The following is a 17,911-nucleotide window of genomic DNA, read 5'->3' as shown; positions in this document are numbered from 1 at the left end:
CTCTGTCTCTTTGCTCCAGAGGTCTATTTCTCCCACTAGCCTTCGCACCCTGGCTTGCTTGTTCATGGCTAACAATCAACTTCAACGCTTCACTCCTGCTCATGAGTAAATTGTTAATTACCAAAAAACAATGTTTAACTTATGGAAAAAGTGGAATTTTCTCTCTTACAAAAATGGCAGTTTGATGCCTGCTTCATGACTGACTCTTATGAGGGAAAGGACCCGCTGGTTAAACCGCTTTCCCTTTTTGATTGAGTTGGGCTTTTTGCCTGTGTTAAAATGAAGTTAAAGGAGGTCGTGATGATGACTGAAGAATATACGACGGAAGAGAAGGGCTGGGGGCAGCGCTTCTTGGATATTTTGAAATGGCTTGGCTTAATGGTTTGGGGGACCCTGCCTATGGGCTTGATGCTTGTGGTCAACGGAAATTCCCACAGGTTATCATGGCCAGTAGTAGCTATTTTGACCCTCTTAGTTCTACTTTTTGCTTATGTGACTTACCGTTTTCTTTATAATTTTTATTACAAACGCGCCCAAGGCAAGGATAACTTCGACCGCTTGGGATGGAAGGACGTAGGAATCGTTTTCCTCTATTATATTGGGGTTCGCGTGGCGGTGGTAGTCTTGACCATGGCCAACCAAGCTGTGTATGAGACAGGGGTATCGGCCAATGACCAGATGCTCTTCTCCGGTAATCCTGATTTGGTCTCGCCTATTTCCAATATTGCCTTCTTCATTATGATGGGCTTTGCGGTGCCTTTTTTAGAAGAGTTGGTCTTCCGGGGCATCTTCCAGCACCTCTTCTTCAAGGCTGAGAGCTTCTGGTGGCCCCTGGTCTTGAGTTCAGTGATTTTTGGTCTCAACCACTTGTCCAGTAACATTGTTGAGGCGGTGATGTACATCATCATCGGGGTGGCCCTCTACCTGGTCTACCGCCGGCGGAACAACATCAAAGACGCCATCCTACTCCATATGATGAACAACGGCTTCGCTGCCATCATCCTCTTAGGCTCCTACCTCTTCCACATACTCGGCTAAAACCACCCCTCCCAGTCTTTCCAGGCTGGGAGTTTTTTGCTTTCTTTATCAAATTGTGCTAGTGAGCATCCGTTCCGCTTTTGAATTTAATCGTTAAAGAGCCGTGGCACCGGCTCGGGCCAAGGTCCCTCAGCCTAGCGAGCTTCAAAGGGCTAGTAAGGCTAAACGCCGACTATCCCTAATTCACATCGCTGCTTTGTCACGGCTAACGATCAAATTCAAAGCTCAACTCCTGCTCAAAACAAGTTGGTAAAGAATTATTGTTTAATCAGTAGTCATCCACCATAAAAACAAAGAATCTTTTTTTGATTCAATTGAAATTCAAGGCCCAAATTCAACAGTGCAAGGCATGCTCAACTACTCTGTATAATAGAAGATTAAAAAATAGAAAAGAAACCGCTTTTATGTTAAATTATAGGAGAAAAGAATGTGCGCATCGAATGAAAGAAAGGAAAGATCAATCATGAAAAAGATTATCAACCAAGCTTCGGATGTGGTCGATGAGATGCTTTCGGGCATGGTTCTGGCCAATCCCAAGATCGAGCGGATTGAGGATACAGGAATCCTCCTAGCCAAGGACCGGCCCGACCAAGTTTCGGTCATTAGTGGTGGGGGCAGCGGGCACGAGCCTAGCCATGCCGGCTTTATTGGGGATGGCATGCTGATGGGAGCGGTTTGTGGCCAGGTCTTCACTTCGCCAACTTCCGACCAGGTTTACCGGGCCATCCAGGAAGCCAACCAGGGCCAGGGAGTCATGCTGGTGATCAAGAATTATTCGGGGGATATCATGAACTTCGAGATGGCCATGGAGATGGCGGAGATGGACGATATTCCGGTGGCTAAGGTGGTCGTGGATGACGACATTGCGGTGGAAGATTCCGACTTCACCCAGGGCAAGCGCGGGGTGGCTGGCACTGTCTTCGTTCATAAGATTCTTGGCGCTGCTGCCCGGTCTGGAGCCAGTCTGGAAGACTTAGCCAGCCTGGGTCAGCAGGTAGTCGATCATTTATCCTCCATCGGCCTAGCCTTGTCTGGCGCCACAGTCCCAGAGTCCGGCAAGCAAGGCTTCAACTTGGCCGATGATGAGATCGAGTTCGGGGTCGGCATCCACGGTGAGCCCGGCTACAAACGCGAAAAACTCCAACCTTCCCGGGCGATGGCCCAAGAAATGTTGGAGAAGCTGAAGGCCTATAACCACTGGCAGGCCGGGGACCGCTATGCCATCCTCGTCAACGGCATGGGGGCTACGCCGCTGATGGAGCAATATATCTTTTTAAATGATGTGATGGGCCTCCTAGCAGACGAGGACTTGGACATTGCCTTCACCAAGGTCGGTAACCTGATGACCTCGATTGATATGGCAGGGATTTCCCTGACTTTCTTAAAATTAGAAGACGATTGGCTGGACCTACTCCAAGCCGATGTTGACGTGGAAGGATGGTAGACATGAGTCAAGAACAAGCAGTGCGCGAGGCTTTAAGCCTTTTTAGCCAAAAAGTTACGGAAAACAAGGACTATTTGTCCGAACTCGATACGCCAATCGGGGACGGGGACCATGGTGGCAACATGAAGCGGGGCGTGGATGCCCTCCAAGAGAAGCTGGACGACCAAGCGGAGGATGCCTCAGTGGTGGACCTCTTAAAGGCGGCAGCCATGGCGATGATGTCCAAGGTTGGCGGGGCTTCGGGTCCGCTCTACGGGACGGCCTTCTTGGAGATGGCCAAGGCCTTGCAGGGTCAAGCGGGCGACTGGGGAGCCGCTATCCAGGCAGCAGCAGATGGGATCGCCAAGCGCGGCCATGCCCAAGCTGGGGACAAGACCATGCTGGATGTCTGGCTGCCCGCTGCGGAAGCTGCCCAGGAAGGAAAGCTGACCGCGGATCAGATCGACAGCTGGGTTCAAGCGACAGAGGACATGCAGGCGCGCAAAGGTCGGGCTTCCTATGTGGGCGAACGGTCAGTTGGCCACATCGATCCCGGAGCTATGTCCACCGCTTACTGGCTCAAGGCCCTAGTGGAAGCAGGTGTTCTCAATGACTAGCGCCATTCTTTTAGTTTCCCACGTGGAAGGCCTAGCCCAGGGTGTGGTTGACCTCTTGGAAGAAGTAGCTAAGGACGTCGAAATTATCCAGGCCGCTGGGCTAGATGATGGTGGCATCGGGACCTCCTTCGAACGGATCCAAGCTGCCATCGAGGCCTCCCAAGCCGACCAGATCTACGCCTTCTATGACCTCGGCTCAGCCAAGATGAACCTGGAAATGGTCCAGGAAATGTCCGACAAAAAAATCACCATCTATGACACTGCCTTTGTCGAAGGTGCCTACAACGCCGCTGCCCTCACCCAGGCCGGTTTGAACCAGGAAGAAATGGAAAAACAGTTGAAAGATTTAGTGGTTAAATAAAAATCGCTTAGAAATAGATAGCGCTAGCGAGCATCCGCTACCTCTTGAAAGTAATCGCTAAAGAGCCATGGCTAAGTCTCAGTTTCAACGCCCCACTCCTGGTCTTAAGATCGTTCTAAGGCGATAACTTTAATCGCTAGCTACTAAATAAAAAGTGCCGATTCTCTTTTTATCGAGAGAATCGGCACTTTTTATTATGCAGTTAGAGACAAACGCGGGCGAGGAGGTCGTCGAATTCGCGGACGTCTACCTTGCGGCCGAGGCTGATCTTGATATGGCCTGCCCGGGTCCAGAGTTCGATTTCAGAAGTGAAGTCGAGCCGGCCCGCATTTTCCGTAGACCACATGTTGATGGACCGGTAGGGGAGGCTGTAGATTTCAATCTTCTTGCCGGTTAGGCCCTGGCTATCGCGGACAATCAAGCGCTTGTTGGTAAAGATAGCCACATCACGGATGGTTTTAAAGGCGCGGAAGGCTTCTTCACCTGGCACTAACATCTTTTGAACGTCATCTGGAACAGGCACTTCTTCGTCAAAGATCCAGGACGTGACTTCATTAATTTCGGACATAGGGTCCTCCTTTTTTGCCTTTAGTCTAACAAAAAGCAAGCAAAAAAGCTAGGCGGGTGGCCTAGCTTTAAAGTGGTCTGTTTACTTGGGTTTGCAGAGGCAAAAGCTTCTTAGCGCTCTTGCTCATACCCTGTAGTCGGGTTCAGGCTGGCAGCTTTCGTGTCACTTCACAAGTCACCGCCGCAGTCTGCTTGACTGCTCTGGTGACTTGTTCCAGTGAACGAAAGCTAAGCGCCAGCCTTCACACCCTTTTTTTAAAACAATTGTTTGTCGCTGCCGAAGCGTTGACCGAGTGCTTCTTGGGCGACTTGGTTGAAGTAGTGCCAGGTGTTGTCGTATTCGGGTTGGAAGAAGAAGTCGGCTAAGGCGAGATCTTCGAGGGTCCAACCGGCTGAGATGGCAACGGATAGGGTGTTGATGTCCCGTGCTAAGTTGACGGTGGACATGATTTGTGCCCCAACTAATTTGTGGTCGTCCTTGCGGTAGTGGATCTTCATGAAGACATCTTGGTCGTCTTTCATAAATTTAGGCAGGACAGGAATTTGTAGGAATTGACTTTCCACTTCACCGTCTACTTCTGCCTTGTCGCAATCCTTAACCCCCGTTGCCGCAAAGTGGTAGTCGAAGAGGGCTAAGCCGCTAGTCCCGTTGACGCTAGGTGATTTGACTTTATTTTCCCCAGCAATGATGTTTTGGGCAGCTGTAACGGCTTGGCGGCGGGCATTGCTGGCGAGAGCGATGGCCTTGCCTTTACCAGTTGGGGTAAAGGGGATTTCAGTCGCATCACCGGCAACATAGATGTCTTTCACAGAGGATTCCAGGTATTCGTTGACTTTAACGAAGCCCTTGTCATCCAATTCCAGGGTACCCTTGAGCCATTCGGTGTTTGGTTTAACCCCAACAGCGAAGAGAACAGTGTCGGCAGGGTATTCACCCTTGTCTGTAATCACTTTGGCAACTTGGCCATCTTTGCCTTCGATGGATTGGACGCATTCATTGCCGTGGAAGTCGAGCCCTTTATCAGCTGCATGGGCTTCGAGGACTTCGGTGAATTCCTTGTCCAGGTAAGTTGGTAAGATGCGGTCTTGGCTGTCGATCACAGTTGTCTTAATACCAGCCTTGGTGAAGGCTTCAGCTGCTTCGATCCCAATGTAGCCGCCACCCACAACGACTGCTTCTTTGGCTTCAGCCATGCGTTTTTTGACGCGGTCTGCCCAGTCACGGCCCCGCAGATAGTAGACGTGGTCGAGGTCAGTCCCTTCAATAGGGAGTTCAACCGGAACAGCCCCTGGACTTAAGAAGAGCTTGTCATAGCTGACTTGGTGTTCGCCTTGGTCATCTTTAACAGTCACTTCTTTTGCATCACTGTCAATAGCAACCACTTGGCTATTGGTGTAGGCATTGATACCTTGTTTCTTGTAAGAGTCTTCTGTCGCATAGTGGAGGTCATCCAGATGATCGGACTTGCCTTCTAAGTAAGACTGGATCCCACAGGACAGGAAGGACATAGTCGATCCACTTTCGTAGAGATCGATTTCGATATCTTGGTCTGCCTTGAGTAAGGTTTGAACCATTTCGTAACCTGCATGGGATGTCCCAACAACAACAACTTTCATATAATAAATCCTCCTTTATAGATCTTATACCTATATGCTAGTATAAAGCGCTTGATTTAACAAATAAAAGGCTCAAAAGATCGTGAGAATTATGATAAAAAATTTCCTAGCCTTTTGCCTACTTATAAAACTCCAACTTATGCTAAGATTAGAATGAGTGAACAAGCAAAGGAGGCGCTTATGAACCATTTCTTAGAATACCTCAACAGTGACCAACTCGATTCTGAACTCTTTATTGAAAAGGCTCTCTATTCCTTGGCTGCTATCTTGTTGACCTTCTTCCTCATGAAGGGGCTCAAATGGCTCTTACCTAAACTAACGGATAATGAAAACCTGGCCCAGCGGATTAACCGCTTCAGCCGACTCATTGTCTTTTTCTTGGCCTTTATCTTTATCCTCAGCCTCTGGTTCTCCCAGGCCAAGCTCCTGGGGGTCATCATCCTGATCATCCTGGCCTTCCTCACCCTGGCCTCGCGGGATGTGGTGGTGGACCTGGTGGCCTATCTCTATATTATCCTGCGCTCGCCTTTAGAAGTGGGCAGTGTGATCGATATTAATGGCGTCTCCGGCGAAGTGGTGGACCTGGATTTTCTCCAGATTAACCTCGCTGAAGTGGGGACCATGACCAAGGCCCGGACCCATACCGGCCGCTACATCTCGGTACCCAACCGCTGGATCTTCGAGCATGCCATCTACAATTACAACCATGATAGCCCCTATGTGGTGGTGGATGTTATGGTGCCTATTGATTACGGCCAAGACTTGGAAAAGGTGAAGAAGATTACCGCCAAGGTGGCCTATGAAAAGTACGAAGGCTTCCTCGAACAGTGCACGGAAGAAGAACTCAAACTCTTCAAACGGAAGATGGATGGTTTAGAGGCCTCGACCAAGCCCCAGATCCGGATCGAATACGGCAACCGGTCCATGAATGTCTACATCCAATTCTTCACTCCTTATGATAAGATCGCCGTCAACAAGATGATCATGCAAAACGCCCTCTACTTCGACCTGCGCAACCGCGGCATCCAAGTCACCAGCATGCAAGTGGTTAAATTTGAAGAATAGAATGCGTCAATAGTCGTCTAGCCCTGGATGATTGGCAGAAAAGCCGGGCGAGTCATGCCTAAGACTCGCCCGGCTTTTTATGATAGGGATTTTAGGATCGGGACCATTGTAAGTTACAAGCAATCCCCACTCCCCGACTTTGCTTGTGGCTTGCTTCATTCCAACAGCCATTCGGAGCTCTCCATTGTGGCTTGAGGACTCGCAAGACTCACTCCAAGGTCTCGAATGTGTGTTGGTCGTCCGCAACACACATTCGAAGGTCTTGAGTGTGTGTCAAGACTTGCCAAGACCCAATCGCAGGCTCCGTTTGGGGGTTATCAGTTTTTAAGTATGTATAATCACCCTCCACCCCCTTCTTAGTCTGGTTCGCAGTTGCAGACTTGAAGTGACTTCACCCAATCGGAACGATCGGCTAAAGCCGCTCTTTTCCGTTTGGGCTCCAGTCATTCAAGTCTGGGCGCAACTGCTCACATCCTTCGTAGTCGGGTTCGGTCGCGCAGAAGTGGCTCCTCTTCACAAAGCGCCACCGAAGACTTTTAGTCTTCTCTGACACTTTGCTCCAGAGGTCCACTTCTACCCGCGCTCCCTCACACCCTTCCTAAATCTCCGTATATTTTTTATTCTGTCCCCGGCTCTTGTCCACCGGATACTTAATGGCATTCTTGGCGAGTTTGCGGGGGATGAGTTCTTCGATGTCGAGGTCCAAGTTGTCCGCTAGCATGAAGGCATAGATCAGGACATCAGCCAGTTCATCCTTGATAGCTTCGATGTTCTGGTTACCTTCCTCCGCGCTCTTCCACTGGTAGATCTCCAGGAGTTCGCTCGCCTCCAGGACCAGAGACAGGGCCAGGTCCTTCTCATTGTGGAATTGCCGCCAGTCTCTTTCGTCGCGAAAAGCGTTAATATCGTCCATTAGGGTCATTTAAATCATCCTTTCTTTAATGCTATTATAAGGCTTTTGCTCGCTTGGACAAAGGGCGGATGATTGTAAGGTACCCAATTGCCAAGCTGAGCCCTTTACTGGTAGAATAGGAGTAACCAGGCCTCAAAATGAGGCCTCAGTATAAGCTTTAAGCAGAAGTGGGAGTGTCGAATGATGGATGAATTAATGGAAGAAATTCTAGTTTCTAAGGAAGACCTGCAGGCCCGGATTAAAGGGTTGGCAGCGGAAATTGCCCAAGACTACCAGGATAAAAATCCGCTCTTGGTCTGTGTGCTCAAGGGGGGCATGCCCTTTATGGCAGACCTGATGAAGGAGATGGATATTCTCCTGGAGATTGATTTTATGGATGTGTCGAGCTATGGGGATGGCTTCGAGTCGACCGGTGAGGTGAAGATTGTCAAGGACCTCTCCCAGCCGGTCAAGGACCGCCATATCATCTTTGTGGAGGATATCATTGATACTGGACGGACCCTGACCTATCTCTACCAGGTCTTGGAGAGTCGTCAGGCAGCTTCCATTAAGACCGTAGCTCTCCTAGACAAACCCGCTCGCCGGACCAAGGACTTCCAAGCTGACTGGATTGGTTTTGAGATTCCTGATAAGTTTGTGGTGGGCTATGGCTTGGACTTCAAGGGCCAATTGCGCAACTACCCACAGATTGCAGTTCTCAAAGAAGAAGTTTATAGTTAGGAGTTTAGCGTCAGGTAAAAGCCTGGTGCTTTTTTGTTGAAAAACATCATTTTAACTATTAATGGCACGGGTGAGCATGCGTTCCGCTTTTGAATCTGGTCCTTCATATGTTTTTTTGCTAGGCCCTATTAAAATGAATATGTAAATTAAGAAATCCAATTTACATATTTTTTGTAATTAACTTTAATATTGAACTTAGCAATATATGTTAGAGATGAGCAGTAGTGAAGCTTTGATTGTGATCGTTAGCCGTGACCAAGCAAGCGATGTGAATTACGGATAGTCGGCCTAAGCCGTTACTAGCCGTTTGAAGCTCGCTAGGCGAGAGACCTTGGCTCGAGCCGGTGCCACGGCTTTTTAACGATCACAATCAAAGCGTAACGGATGCTCATTAGTGCAATTTAGATAAACAAGCTATAAACAAATTAAATATGAAAAAATTATTTTACTTGATAATAGGGATTCATTTTGTTTGTGGGGGCTGTTTTTTTGAATTATAATAAAAGAAAAAAGAAGGGACGTGTGTGTAATGGGTTTATTTGACCAAGCAGGCAATTTAATTGGGATGTTGACGGGTCAGGGCGGCCAGTCCAATGACTCCTTAGCCAAGCAAGCCAATGTTTCCTCAGCGGACTTCGGGAAGATTATGACGCTGGGCTTGCCGATGATTATGAAGGCGATCAACCGCAACAGCCAGGACCAGTCGGGGATTGACTCGCTCAACCAGGCCCTAAATGACCACGATAAGGCCGACCAGTTCGAATCCGTCGATCAGGCAGCTAAGCAAGTGGACCAGGAGGATGGCGACAAGATCCTCAACCATGTCTTCAAGGATCAGAATGAGAAAGAAGGGATCATTGATAAGATCGCCCAAGCCTTGAATATGGATGCGGCCTCTGTTAAGCGGACCCTGGTTGTCCTAGCGCCCATGGTTCTCATGTACTTGGCCCACCGCCGGAAGTCCAACAATGTATCGGCCGAAGATATGGGCCAAGAAGCCGACCAAGTCTCTCGTGAAGTGGAAGACCATGCCCGCCAACAAGAAGGGGGCAGTCTCTTAGAACGGGTCCTCGATACCGTGACCGTAGATGAAAACCAGACTGAAGACGATAGCCTTCTAGGTAAGGTCATCGACAATGTCACCGTCGATGAAAAGGACCAAGCATCTAAGAAAGAAGCGAATCAAGAGGACGACGGCGGTCTCTTGGGCGGCCTGATTGATAAGCTGACCAAGTAAATGTATCATTCTTTGAAAAAGCAGCCCTGGAAGCTGCTTTTTCTTTATTTTCAGAGGCCAATCTGCCACAATAGGATTAAGAAGACTTTATGGAGAGGGGGAGATGGATGGCGGAGCTGATTATTGAAGCGATCCCTGTTGAGGAAGCGGGGTACTTGTCTGAACTGAGCCGCGAGTGTTACTTGGCGACTTTTGAGGGAACGTGTTCGGATGAGGATATGACGGCTTACTTAGAGACCGCTTATGCGCCAGAGCGATTGGCCCAGGAATTGTCCCAAAAAGATGCTTCCTTCTATTATCTCAAGGAGGGTGACGCTATCTTGGGCTATATCAAAATCAATCGCGGCGACCAGCAGTCGGAAGAACAAGCCCGAGACTGGCTAGAGGTCGAACGCCTCTATATTCGTCCGGGATACCAGGGGCGAGGGCTCGGTTCGGTACTTATGGATTTTGCCCTGGCTAAGGCTGGAGACTGGAGCTGCCCCTATATTTGGTTGGGGGTTTGGGAGCATAATCTGAGGGCCCAGGCCTTCTATAAGAAATATCACTTTGAACGTTTCTCCGAGCATGCTTTTGTGATGGGCGAGGAAGTCCAGTGTGACTGGCTCCTCAAACGTCCCCTGCAGGTCGGTGAAGAAAGGGAGGAAGATGACAGATGAAAGTTGGATTTATTGGTTTGGGTGTGATGGGACAGTCCATGGCCCGGCACATCCTTGAAGCAGGTTATGAGCTCTTTGTCTATAACCGCACCAAGGCCAAGGCAGATGACCTAGTTGCTTCGGGAGCGCATTGGTGTGATTCACCTGAAGCCCTCGCTGGCCAGGTGGATTTAGTCTTAAGCATTGTCGGCTATCCCGATGATGTGCGGGATGTTTACCTGGGTGACCAGGGCCTCTTTGCGGGGGCGCGCCAGGGGCAGATCTTTGTCGATATGACCACCTCAACGCCGGCCCTAGCCCAGGAACTAGCCCAAGCTGGTCAAGACAAAGGCATCCAGGTCTTGGATGCTCCCGTGACAGGGGGCGATATCGGGGCACGCGAGGGACGTTTGACCTGCCTATTAGCGGGCGACCAAGCTGCAGCGGATAAAATTCGCCCTGTCTTAGACACTTTCTGTGCCAGCGTCCAGTACTTCGGCCAAGCAGGTGCTGGCCAGCATGCCAAGATGGCTAATCAGATCATGATTGCTGCGACCATGTTAGGGGTCATGGAAACCCTCGTTTATGCCAAAGCGGCGGGGCTCGGTGTCAACCAGGTCATTGACACCCTATCCTCAGGTGCCGCTGGGAACTTCTCCTTGTCCTCCTATGGGCCACGGATTGTCAAAGGTGACTACAGCCCCGGCTTCTTCGTCAAACACTTCATCAAAGACCTGGGCATCGCCCTAGCCGAAGCCGACCGCATGAAAATCGACCTCCCCGCCTGCCAAATGGCCTACGACTTCTACCAACGCCTAGCCAGCAAAGGCTACGAAGACGCCGGCACCCAGGCCCTGATGAAACTCTGGGATGAAAAATTTTAAAACAGGGTGCGAAGGCTAGCGCTAAGCTTAGAAAAGTCCACTGCCTTACAAATTTAACAAATCTAGTATTATGCTGAGAGGTTGAGCTTTTGTCTCAACCTTTTTATGTGCTAAATTGACGCTTCTCTTCCCTAAAGCTCTTCAACTTTCAAATGAGGGCCTAGTTAGCAAGTAGTCCCTTTTCAACTTTCAAACGAGGGTCTGGTTAGCAAGTAGCCGCTCTCCAACTTTCAAATGAGGGTCTAGTTAGCAAGTAGCCGCTCTCCAACTTTCAAATGAGGACCTAGTTAGCAAGTAGTCCCTCTCCAACTTTCAAACGAGAGCCTCCTTAGCAAGTAGCCACTTCTAAAATTTACGAATAGGCCACTTTAATAGGAAACCATAGAATTCTAAGTCAATCTTTTTTATAACCATTCTACATTTCCTAGCATAATTTAAATTTTAACTAGAATTTGTTCAGCAATGCATTTATGAGCAGGAGTGAAGCGTTGAAGTTGGTCCTTAGCCACGTCTAAGCAAGCAAAGCGAATTACGGCTAGTAGGCTAATTTTTAGCCGTACGAGCCGTTTGAGATTTGCTAGGCGAGAGACCAAGGCTCGAACCGGTGGTGTATAGCTATCTGAGCGCAAGCGACTTACGGATATAGTACAAAACGGCGTTAGCCGTTCTTGACCCTTTAAAATTCAAGGACCAAATTCAAAAGCGTAACGTATGCTCATCAGCACCGTTCTAAAAGCTTTACAAGCCAAAGATTAAAATCATTTCAAAAAAACTTAATTTTTCCGCAATAATAGTTTGACAATTCGATCAAATTAGACTAAGATTAAAACATGAATTAAGAAACCACAGAAAGGGAGTAAGAGACATGGACTTTATGACTTCGCAAACTAACATGCCAATGACCAGCAACTATCCTTGTTGTAAACTTTTCCGTCAACTTGCTCTCTTATTATTATGCTAGCAGGCGCATATGTGGTTCTTAAACTAACATCTGCGTCCTATTTGCGTACACAAAGGGGAGCAGGTGGCAGGCACCTTGTTCCGTAACAAGGTGCCTTTTCTTTTGAAGTGATGGATTCCAAAAATGTGGAAAGGGAGAGACGAAATGAAACAGATCGATTTTTTTGATACAACCCTCCGTGATGGGGAACAGACGCCAGGCGTTAACTTCAATACCCAAGAAAAAGTTCGTATCGCTAAACAATTAGAAGAGTGGGGCATTGATGCCATTGAAGCCGGCTTCCCTATTTCAAGTCCTGGTGACTTCGAAGCCGTGAAAGCTATTGCAGATAGCCTAGAGTCAACAACGACTGTTGGTCTGGCGCGCTGCCGTGAGAAGGATATCGATGCGGTTCGTGATGCCTTAGTGAATGCTAAGTCACCTTCCATCCACGTCTTCCTTGCCACCAGCCCGATCCACCGCGAATATAAATTAAAGATGACTAAAGAAGAGGTCCTTGAAAATATTGCCCACCATGTTCGCTATGCCAAGCAATACTTCGAAAGTGTTCAATTCTCACCGGAAGATGCGACGCGGACCGAGCTCGACTTCTTAGCTGAAGCTGTTAATACCGCTATCGAAGCCGGGGCAACCATTATTAATATCCCAGACACGACCGGCTACACTAACCCTAATGAAATGGCCGAGATCTTCCAATACTTACAAAAGGAATGTCCGAAGTTCGATGAGGTCATGTTCTCCTGCCACTGCCACAATGACTTAGGGATGGCAACGGCCAACGCCTTAGCAGCGATTGAGAACGGGGCCACCCGGGTAGAAGGAACCATTAACGGGATTGGTGAACGAGCTGGGAACACAGCCTTGGAAGAAGTAGCCACGGCCTTAAGAATCCGGGAAGACCACTACCAATGCACCAGCCATATCAACCTGGAACAGACCAAGCGCTTGTCTGATCTCGTGTCCCACTTGTCCGGGATGCCTGTTCCACGTAACAAACCGATCATCGGGGACAATGCCTTCGCCCATGAATCCGGCATCCACCAAGATGGCGTCCTCAAGAATGCCTCAACTTACGAAATTATTACGCCACAAATGGTGGGGGTTCAAACCAATGCCTTGCCACTGGGTAAACTTTCTGGCCGTCACGCCTTCAGCAAGCGTCTGGAAGACTTGGGCTTCGACTTGTCAGAAGAAGATATCAAGTCTGCCTTTGCTAAGTTCAAGGTCCTGGCTGATAAGAAGAAACAGGTATCGAATGAAGATATCCGCTACTTAGTCCTCGGCCATGAAGATGAACAAGCCGCTGACTACAAACTGGTTAGTCTCCAATTGATGACGGGGACCAATGGCATTCCATCTACCGTGATCCAAATCAAGGAAAACAAGGAAGATGCCGAAGTGGTAACCGGCCAAGGCATGGGCAAGGGGCCGATCGAAGCCATCTTCAATACGGTCGATGACATCATGCAGGCCAATTCCCACTTGACCGACTACCGCTTAGAAGCTCTGACCGGTGGGATCGATGCCCAGGCTGAAGTCCATGTGGCTGTTGCTAATGAAGACGGGACCCAGTACAATGGGAGCGGGATCGACTACGATGTGGTCACCGCTTCCGCCATGGCCTATGTCCAAGCCTGCGGTAAACTGAAAGCTGACCAAGACACAAAGGAGGCCTAGCCGATGACTGATACCAAGAAGATTGTTGTCCTAGCTGGGGATGGCATCGGTGAAGAGATCATGGCCAGCGGTTTGGCGGTTCTCGATGCGGTAGCTGACCGCTACGGTTACCAGTTTGACCTTGATCCTCAGCCCTTTGGTGGAGCTGGGATCGACGCTTGCGGCCATCCCTATCCAAAGACTACCCAAGAAGCCCTCCACCAAGCGGATGCCATCCTCTTAGGGGCCATTGGAGCACCCCAGTATGAGCACTGCGAGGTCACCCCTGAAGCCGGGCTCTTAGCCATGCGCAAGGACTTAGGCCTTTTCGCCAACTATCGGCCGGTGAAGGTAGGGGCTTCCCTAGCCGACCTCTCGCCATTAAAGGCTGACCGGGTGATTGGGACAGACTTTGTCGTGGTGAGAGAGTTAACTGGCGGGGCCTATTTCGGCGACAAGGTGGAAGGGACGGACTATGCCTCTGACCTCATGCCTTACCGCCGGGAGGAAGTGGAGCGGATTGCCCGCAAAGCTTTCGAACTGGCCCAGAGCCGGCGCGGGAAATTAACTAGCGTTGACAAGGCTAATGTCTTAGCCTCTAGCCGCTTGTGGCGCCATACGGTTGAAGCCATCAAGGCGGACTATCCGGATGTTGAGGTCAACCACCTCTATGTCGACGCAGCATCGATGAAGATTGTCACCCAACCCCAGGACTTCGATGTGGTCTTAACCGAGAACCTCTTTGGGGACATCTTATCCGACGAAGCTTCTGTTCTTTCTGGCTCTTTAGGCATGCAGGCCTCGGCTAGCCACGGCACAGTGGGGCCTTCGCTCTACGAACCCATCCACGGCTCAGCGCCTGATATTGCCGGCCAGAATATCGCCAACCCCATGTCCATGATTCTCAGTGTGACCATGATGCTCAGACAGAGCTTTGGCTTCTATGAGGCCGCCGACTTTGTGGAAGCATCAGCTGAAGAATTAATGGCTAAAGGAATAAAAACCAAGGATTTAGGGGGTGAAGCAAGTACGACGACCTTTACCCAAGCCTTGTTAGACTTGATGAAAGGAGCCAAATAAAAAATGGGAAAAACACTCTTTGATAAAGTTTGGGACCGCCACGTCCTAGCGGGCGAAGAAGGCGGGTCGCAGCTCCTCTATGTGGACTTGCACTTGATTCACGAGGTAACGACGCCTCAAGGTTTTGAGTCCTTACGTGAACAGGGACGGCCAGTGAGACGCCCGGACAAGATCATCGCGACTATCGATCACAATGTGCCAACGAAAGATGTCTTCAATATTAAAGATGAAATCAGCCGCCAACAGATCGATGCCCTGCGCAAGAACTGCGAGGACTTCGGCATCGAGCTTAACGGTATCGGCTCGGATGGCCAGGGGATTGTCCATATGATTGGACCAGAACTCGGGGCCAGCCAACCAGGACGGACCATCGTCTGCGGGGACTCCCACACGGCGACCCACGGGGCTTTCGGTGCCCTGGCTTTCGGGATTGGTTCCTCAGAAGTGGAACACGTTCTCGCTACCCAGTCGATTTGGCAAACCAAGCCCAAGAAAATGGGGGTTGAAATCACCGGTAAGCTGCCCCACGGAACCTATGCCAAAGATATTATTCTTAAATTAATTGCGAGCTACGGTTCCGGCTTCGGGACAGGTTATGCAGTGGAATACTTCGGGGAAACCATTGAAAATCTAACCATGGAAGCCCGGATGACCATCTGCAACATGAGTATCGAATTTGGCGCCAAGATGGGGATGATCGCACCCGACCAAACCACCTTCGATTGGATTGAAGGCCGGCCTGAAGCTCCAGAAAATATGGCAGCCGCCATTGCGGACTGGAAGGAACTGAAGACCGATCCGGATGCCCAGTATGATGCTTATATTAGTTTGGATGTATCGGACCTCAAACCTTATGTGACTTGGGGGACCAACCCTGAGATGGGGGTCGCCATCGACGAACCCTATCCTGAAATCAACGGCAATGCGGACTATGAGCGGGCCTATGAATACATGGATGAGGAACCCGGCATGTACCACCAAGATGTGCCCCTCCAACATATCTTCATCGGCTCTTGCACCAATTCCCGCCTGAGCGACCTGGTGGAAGCCGCCAAGTACCTCAAGGGGCATAAGATTGCCGATAATATTTCAGGCATTGTGGTTCCTGGCTCTAAGCGGGTGAAGCATGCAGCAGAAGAGATGGGCATTGCCCAAATCTTTATTGACGCAGGTCTGGAGTGGCGGGAGCCAGGCTGTTCCGCCTGCCTGGGCATGAACCCGGATAGCTATCCAGCTTATGAGCATGTTCTTTCAACCACCAACCGGAACTATGAGCACCGGATGGGCCAGAATGCGCGGACCCACCTAGCCAGTCCCGCAACCGTAGCGGCCTCAGCCGTAGCCGGTAAGATTGTTGATGTTCGCCAAATCCAACCAGCAGAAATCGAGGTGGCAGATGGAAGCTATTAGACAGCACACCGGCCGTGTTGTGCCGATGATGAACGATAATATTGATACCGACCAGATCATGCCCAAAGCCTTTATCAAGCGGATCTCCAAGTTCGGTTACGAAGACTTCATCTTCTTTGAACAGCGCTACTTGGACAAGGAGATGACTGACAACCCTGACTTTATCCTCAACCAAGACGCCTACCAAGGGGCCAGCATCTTAGTGGCTGGCGACAACTTTGGCTGCGGGTCCTCGCGTGAACACGCGGTTTGGGGGCTCAGCCAGTATGGCTTCAAGGTAGTCATTGCAGGAAGTTTTTCGGATATTTTCTACATGAACTGTACCAAGAACTCGCTCCTGCCAGTTGCCATTGAAGATGAAGCCTACCGCCAGGGTCTGGCTGACCTTGATCCTGAGACAGAGATTGAAGTGGACCTTGAAGAACAAGTCATCCACTCACCATTGGGGGACAAGCATTTTGACATCGATGATCAGATCAAGAACAAGTTCCTCCAAGGTCTGGACGATATTACGGAAACTTTGAAACACGAAGATGCTATCGCCGCTTATGAAGCAGCGAATGACCATAAATATGATGCTTAAATAATAGAAAGAAGGATTACTATGACAGAGACAAAGAAAGTACATTGGGATGGCCAAACAAACCAGGAAGCCGTTGATATTCTTTTAGGCCAAGGTGGGATGATTGTATCTCCAACTAAGGTGGGCTACATTATCGGGACTAGCGACAAGGAAGGCTTGGAACGTAAATTCGCAGTGAAACACCGTAAACGGAACAAACCAGGCGTTACCCTCTGCGGTTCTATGGAACAATTGAAGAGCCTAGCTAAGATGACCCCTGAAATCGAAGCCTTCTACCAACAATGCTGGGACGAAGACATCTTGATGGGCTGCATCCTCCCTTGGCAAGAAGAGGCTAAGGCTAAATACATGCCAGGAGACGGGGCTGAAGAATTAGCGACGGACGTTCGTGGCACCAGCTGCTTCGTTATCCGCTTCGGGGTACCTGGTGAACAAATCGCCCATGAACTCTGGGAACGCGAAGGCCGCCTCATGTTCGCTTCCTCTGCCAATCCTTCCGGTAAAGGGAACCGCGGTGTCGTTGAAGGCATCGGGGAAGAAATCGAAAACGAAGCCGACCTGATTATCGAAGCCGATGACTATGTCGCTTCCATCCAACCCAACAAGGACGAAAACACCCGCTACGAACAAGGGGTCATGGTCTCCTACGTTGTAGACGAATCCGGTGAATTAGTACCTGAACAACACGGTGAACGCGACATCACCCCAGCTCCAATCTTAATCCGTAAAGGCGTCTACAACGACCGCATCCTCCAAATCCTAGCCGACCACTTCAACAGCTGGGACTACCGCCACGGACATTATTATTAAGATAGGGTGTGAGCAAAGGCGTTCAGAAAGGGATGACTGGAGGCAAAAGGGATAAGAACGGCTTTAGCCGGTCGTTCCCTTTTGCTGAAGTCACTCCCTTTCTGCCTTTGCGAACCCGACTACAAAGGGTGCGAGGGCTGGCGGTTAGCTTTCCTTCACTGGAGCAAGTCGCCAGAGCAGCTTGAGACTGCTGCGGAGACTTGTGAAGTGACAGGAAAGCTGCCAGACCGAACCTGACTAGATAGGGTGCGAGACTTGGCAGTTAGACACGGATGCTTGGAGTAAGTTGGAATAAGAGCAAGCAAGGCTTGCACGTTTCCAACTTGCGAAA

Annotated in this window: 17 protein-coding genes; 14 read left to right on the top strand and 3 right to left on the bottom strand. The window is 49.8% G+C overall.

The window, feature by feature from the left end:
* Positions 1 to 303 precede the first annotated feature (303 nt).
* The 4 genes from HMPREF3090_RS00805 to dhaM all read left to right on the top strand — a co-directional run bounded on the left by HMPREF3090_RS00805 (position 304) and on the right by dhaM (position 3,439).
* Positions 304 to 1,038 (top strand): CPBP family intramembrane glutamic endopeptidase, encoded by a 735-nt coding sequence (locus HMPREF3090_RS00805; protein WP_158444710.1) that lies wholly within the window; start codon positions 304 to 306, stop codon positions 1,036 to 1,038.
* Between the two features lie 463 nt (positions 1,039 to 1,501).
* Complete coding sequence (gene dhaK / locus HMPREF3090_RS00800; RefSeq protein ID WP_067972201.1) at positions 1,502 to 2,482, top strand: dihydroxyacetone kinase subunit DhaK; 981 nt, start codon at positions 1,502 to 1,504, stop codon at positions 2,480 to 2,482.
* Positions 2,483 to 2,484: 2 nt separating this feature from the next.
* Positions 2,485 to 3,078, top strand: a complete 594-nt coding sequence (gene dhaL, locus HMPREF3090_RS00795) for a dihydroxyacetone kinase subunit DhaL (protein WP_067972194.1) — start codon at positions 2,485 to 2,487, stop codon at positions 3,076 to 3,078.
* On the top strand, positions 3,071 to 3,439 hold the full coding sequence (dhaM, locus tag HMPREF3090_RS00790; RefSeq protein WP_067972191.1) for a dihydroxyacetone kinase phosphoryl donor subunit DhaM: 369 nt from the start codon (positions 3,071 to 3,073) through the stop codon (positions 3,437 to 3,439). Before dhaL ends, dhaM begins: the two co-directional genes overlap by 8 nt.
* A 202-nt stretch (positions 3,440 to 3,641) precedes the next feature.
* On the opposite strand, the gene HMPREF3090_RS00785 is transcribed toward dhaM, so the two are convergent.
* Entirely contained in the window at positions 3,642 to 4,007 is a 366-nt protein-coding gene (locus HMPREF3090_RS00785) for a PH domain-containing protein (RefSeq protein ID WP_067972188.1), read from the bottom strand.
* Between the two features lie 254 nt (positions 4,008 to 4,261).
* Positions 4,262 to 5,623 (bottom strand): FAD-dependent oxidoreductase, encoded by a 1,362-nt coding sequence (locus tag HMPREF3090_RS00780; RefSeq protein ID WP_067972185.1) that lies wholly within the window; start codon positions 5,621 to 5,623, stop codon positions 4,262 to 4,264.
* A gap of 180 nt (positions 5,624 to 5,803) precedes the next feature.
* Here HMPREF3090_RS00780 and HMPREF3090_RS00775 point away from each other — a divergent pair, with 180 nt between their 5' ends.
* Entirely contained in the window at positions 5,804 to 6,688 is an 885-nt protein-coding gene (locus tag HMPREF3090_RS00775; RefSeq protein WP_067972183.1) for a mechanosensitive ion channel family protein, read from the top strand.
* A 598-nt stretch (positions 6,689 to 7,286) separates the two neighbouring features.
* Here HMPREF3090_RS00775 and HMPREF3090_RS00770 read toward each other — a convergent pair.
* On the bottom strand, positions 7,287 to 7,610 hold the full coding sequence (locus tag HMPREF3090_RS00770; protein WP_067972179.1) for a nucleotide pyrophosphohydrolase: 324 nt from the start codon (positions 7,608 to 7,610) through the stop codon (positions 7,287 to 7,289).
* A 174-nt stretch (positions 7,611 to 7,784) separates the two neighbouring features.
* Here HMPREF3090_RS00770 and hpt point away from each other — a divergent pair, with 174 nt between their 5' ends.
* From hpt to HMPREF3090_RS00725, 9 genes are all read left to right on the top strand, one after another.
* Positions 7,785 to 8,321, top strand: a complete 537-nt coding sequence (gene hpt, locus HMPREF3090_RS00765; RefSeq protein ID WP_067972177.1) for a hypoxanthine phosphoribosyltransferase — start codon at positions 7,785 to 7,787, stop codon at positions 8,319 to 8,321.
* A 529-nt stretch (positions 8,322 to 8,850) separates the two neighbouring features.
* On the top strand, positions 8,851 to 9,558 hold the full coding sequence (locus HMPREF3090_RS00760; RefSeq protein ID WP_070485716.1) for a DUF937 domain-containing protein: 708 nt from the start codon (positions 8,851 to 8,853) through the stop codon (positions 9,556 to 9,558).
* A 107-nt stretch (positions 9,559 to 9,665) separates the two neighbouring features.
* Positions 9,666 to 10,217 carry a GNAT family N-acetyltransferase gene (locus HMPREF3090_RS00755; RefSeq protein WP_067972172.1) on the top strand — a complete coding sequence of 184 codons (552 nt, stop codon included), beginning with the start codon at positions 9,666 to 9,668 and terminating at the stop codon, positions 10,215 to 10,217.
* Positions 10,214 to 11,080: an NAD(P)-dependent oxidoreductase gene (locus tag HMPREF3090_RS00750; RefSeq protein ID WP_067972170.1), complete on the top strand. Its 867-nt coding sequence runs from the start codon at positions 10,214 to 10,216 to the stop codon at positions 11,078 to 11,080. Before HMPREF3090_RS00755 ends, HMPREF3090_RS00750 begins: the two co-directional genes overlap by 4 nt.
* A 1,105-nt stretch (positions 11,081 to 12,185) precedes the next feature.
* Positions 12,186 to 13,718: a 2-isopropylmalate synthase gene (locus HMPREF3090_RS00745; protein ID WP_070485712.1), complete on the top strand. Its 1,533-nt coding sequence runs from the start codon at positions 12,186 to 12,188 to the stop codon at positions 13,716 to 13,718.
* Positions 13,719 to 13,721: 3 nt separating this feature from the next.
* On the top strand, positions 13,722 to 14,777 hold the full coding sequence (leuB, locus tag HMPREF3090_RS00740) for a 3-isopropylmalate dehydrogenase (protein ID WP_067972163.1): 1,056 nt from the start codon (positions 13,722 to 13,724) through the stop codon (positions 14,775 to 14,777).
* A 3-nt stretch (positions 14,778 to 14,780) separates the two neighbouring features.
* On the top strand, positions 14,781 to 16,187 hold the full coding sequence (leuC, locus tag HMPREF3090_RS00735; RefSeq protein ID WP_067972156.1) for a 3-isopropylmalate dehydratase large subunit: 1,407 nt from the start codon (positions 14,781 to 14,783) through the stop codon (positions 16,185 to 16,187).
* Positions 16,174 to 16,770, top strand: coding sequence for a 3-isopropylmalate dehydratase small subunit (gene leuD, locus HMPREF3090_RS00730; protein ID WP_067972153.1), 597 nt, complete (start codon positions 16,174 to 16,176; stop codon positions 16,768 to 16,770). The genes leuC and leuD overlap by 14 nt, the downstream gene beginning before the upstream one ends.
* A gap of 21 nt (positions 16,771 to 16,791) precedes the next feature.
* Positions 16,792 to 17,580 (top strand): L-threonylcarbamoyladenylate synthase, encoded by a 789-nt coding sequence (locus tag HMPREF3090_RS00725; RefSeq protein ID WP_070485710.1) that lies wholly within the window; start codon positions 16,792 to 16,794, stop codon positions 17,578 to 17,580.
* Positions 17,581 to 17,911 lie beyond the last annotated feature (331 nt).

The organism is Aerococcus sp. HMSC23C02, from assembly GCF_001806805.1.
GTDB classification, from domain to species: Bacteria; Bacillota; Bacilli; order Lactobacillales; family Aerococcaceae; genus Aerococcus; species Aerococcus sanguinicola.
The sequence above is the reverse complement of the archived record's forward strand: the minus strand, read 5'-3'. Positions and strand labels throughout refer to the sequence as shown.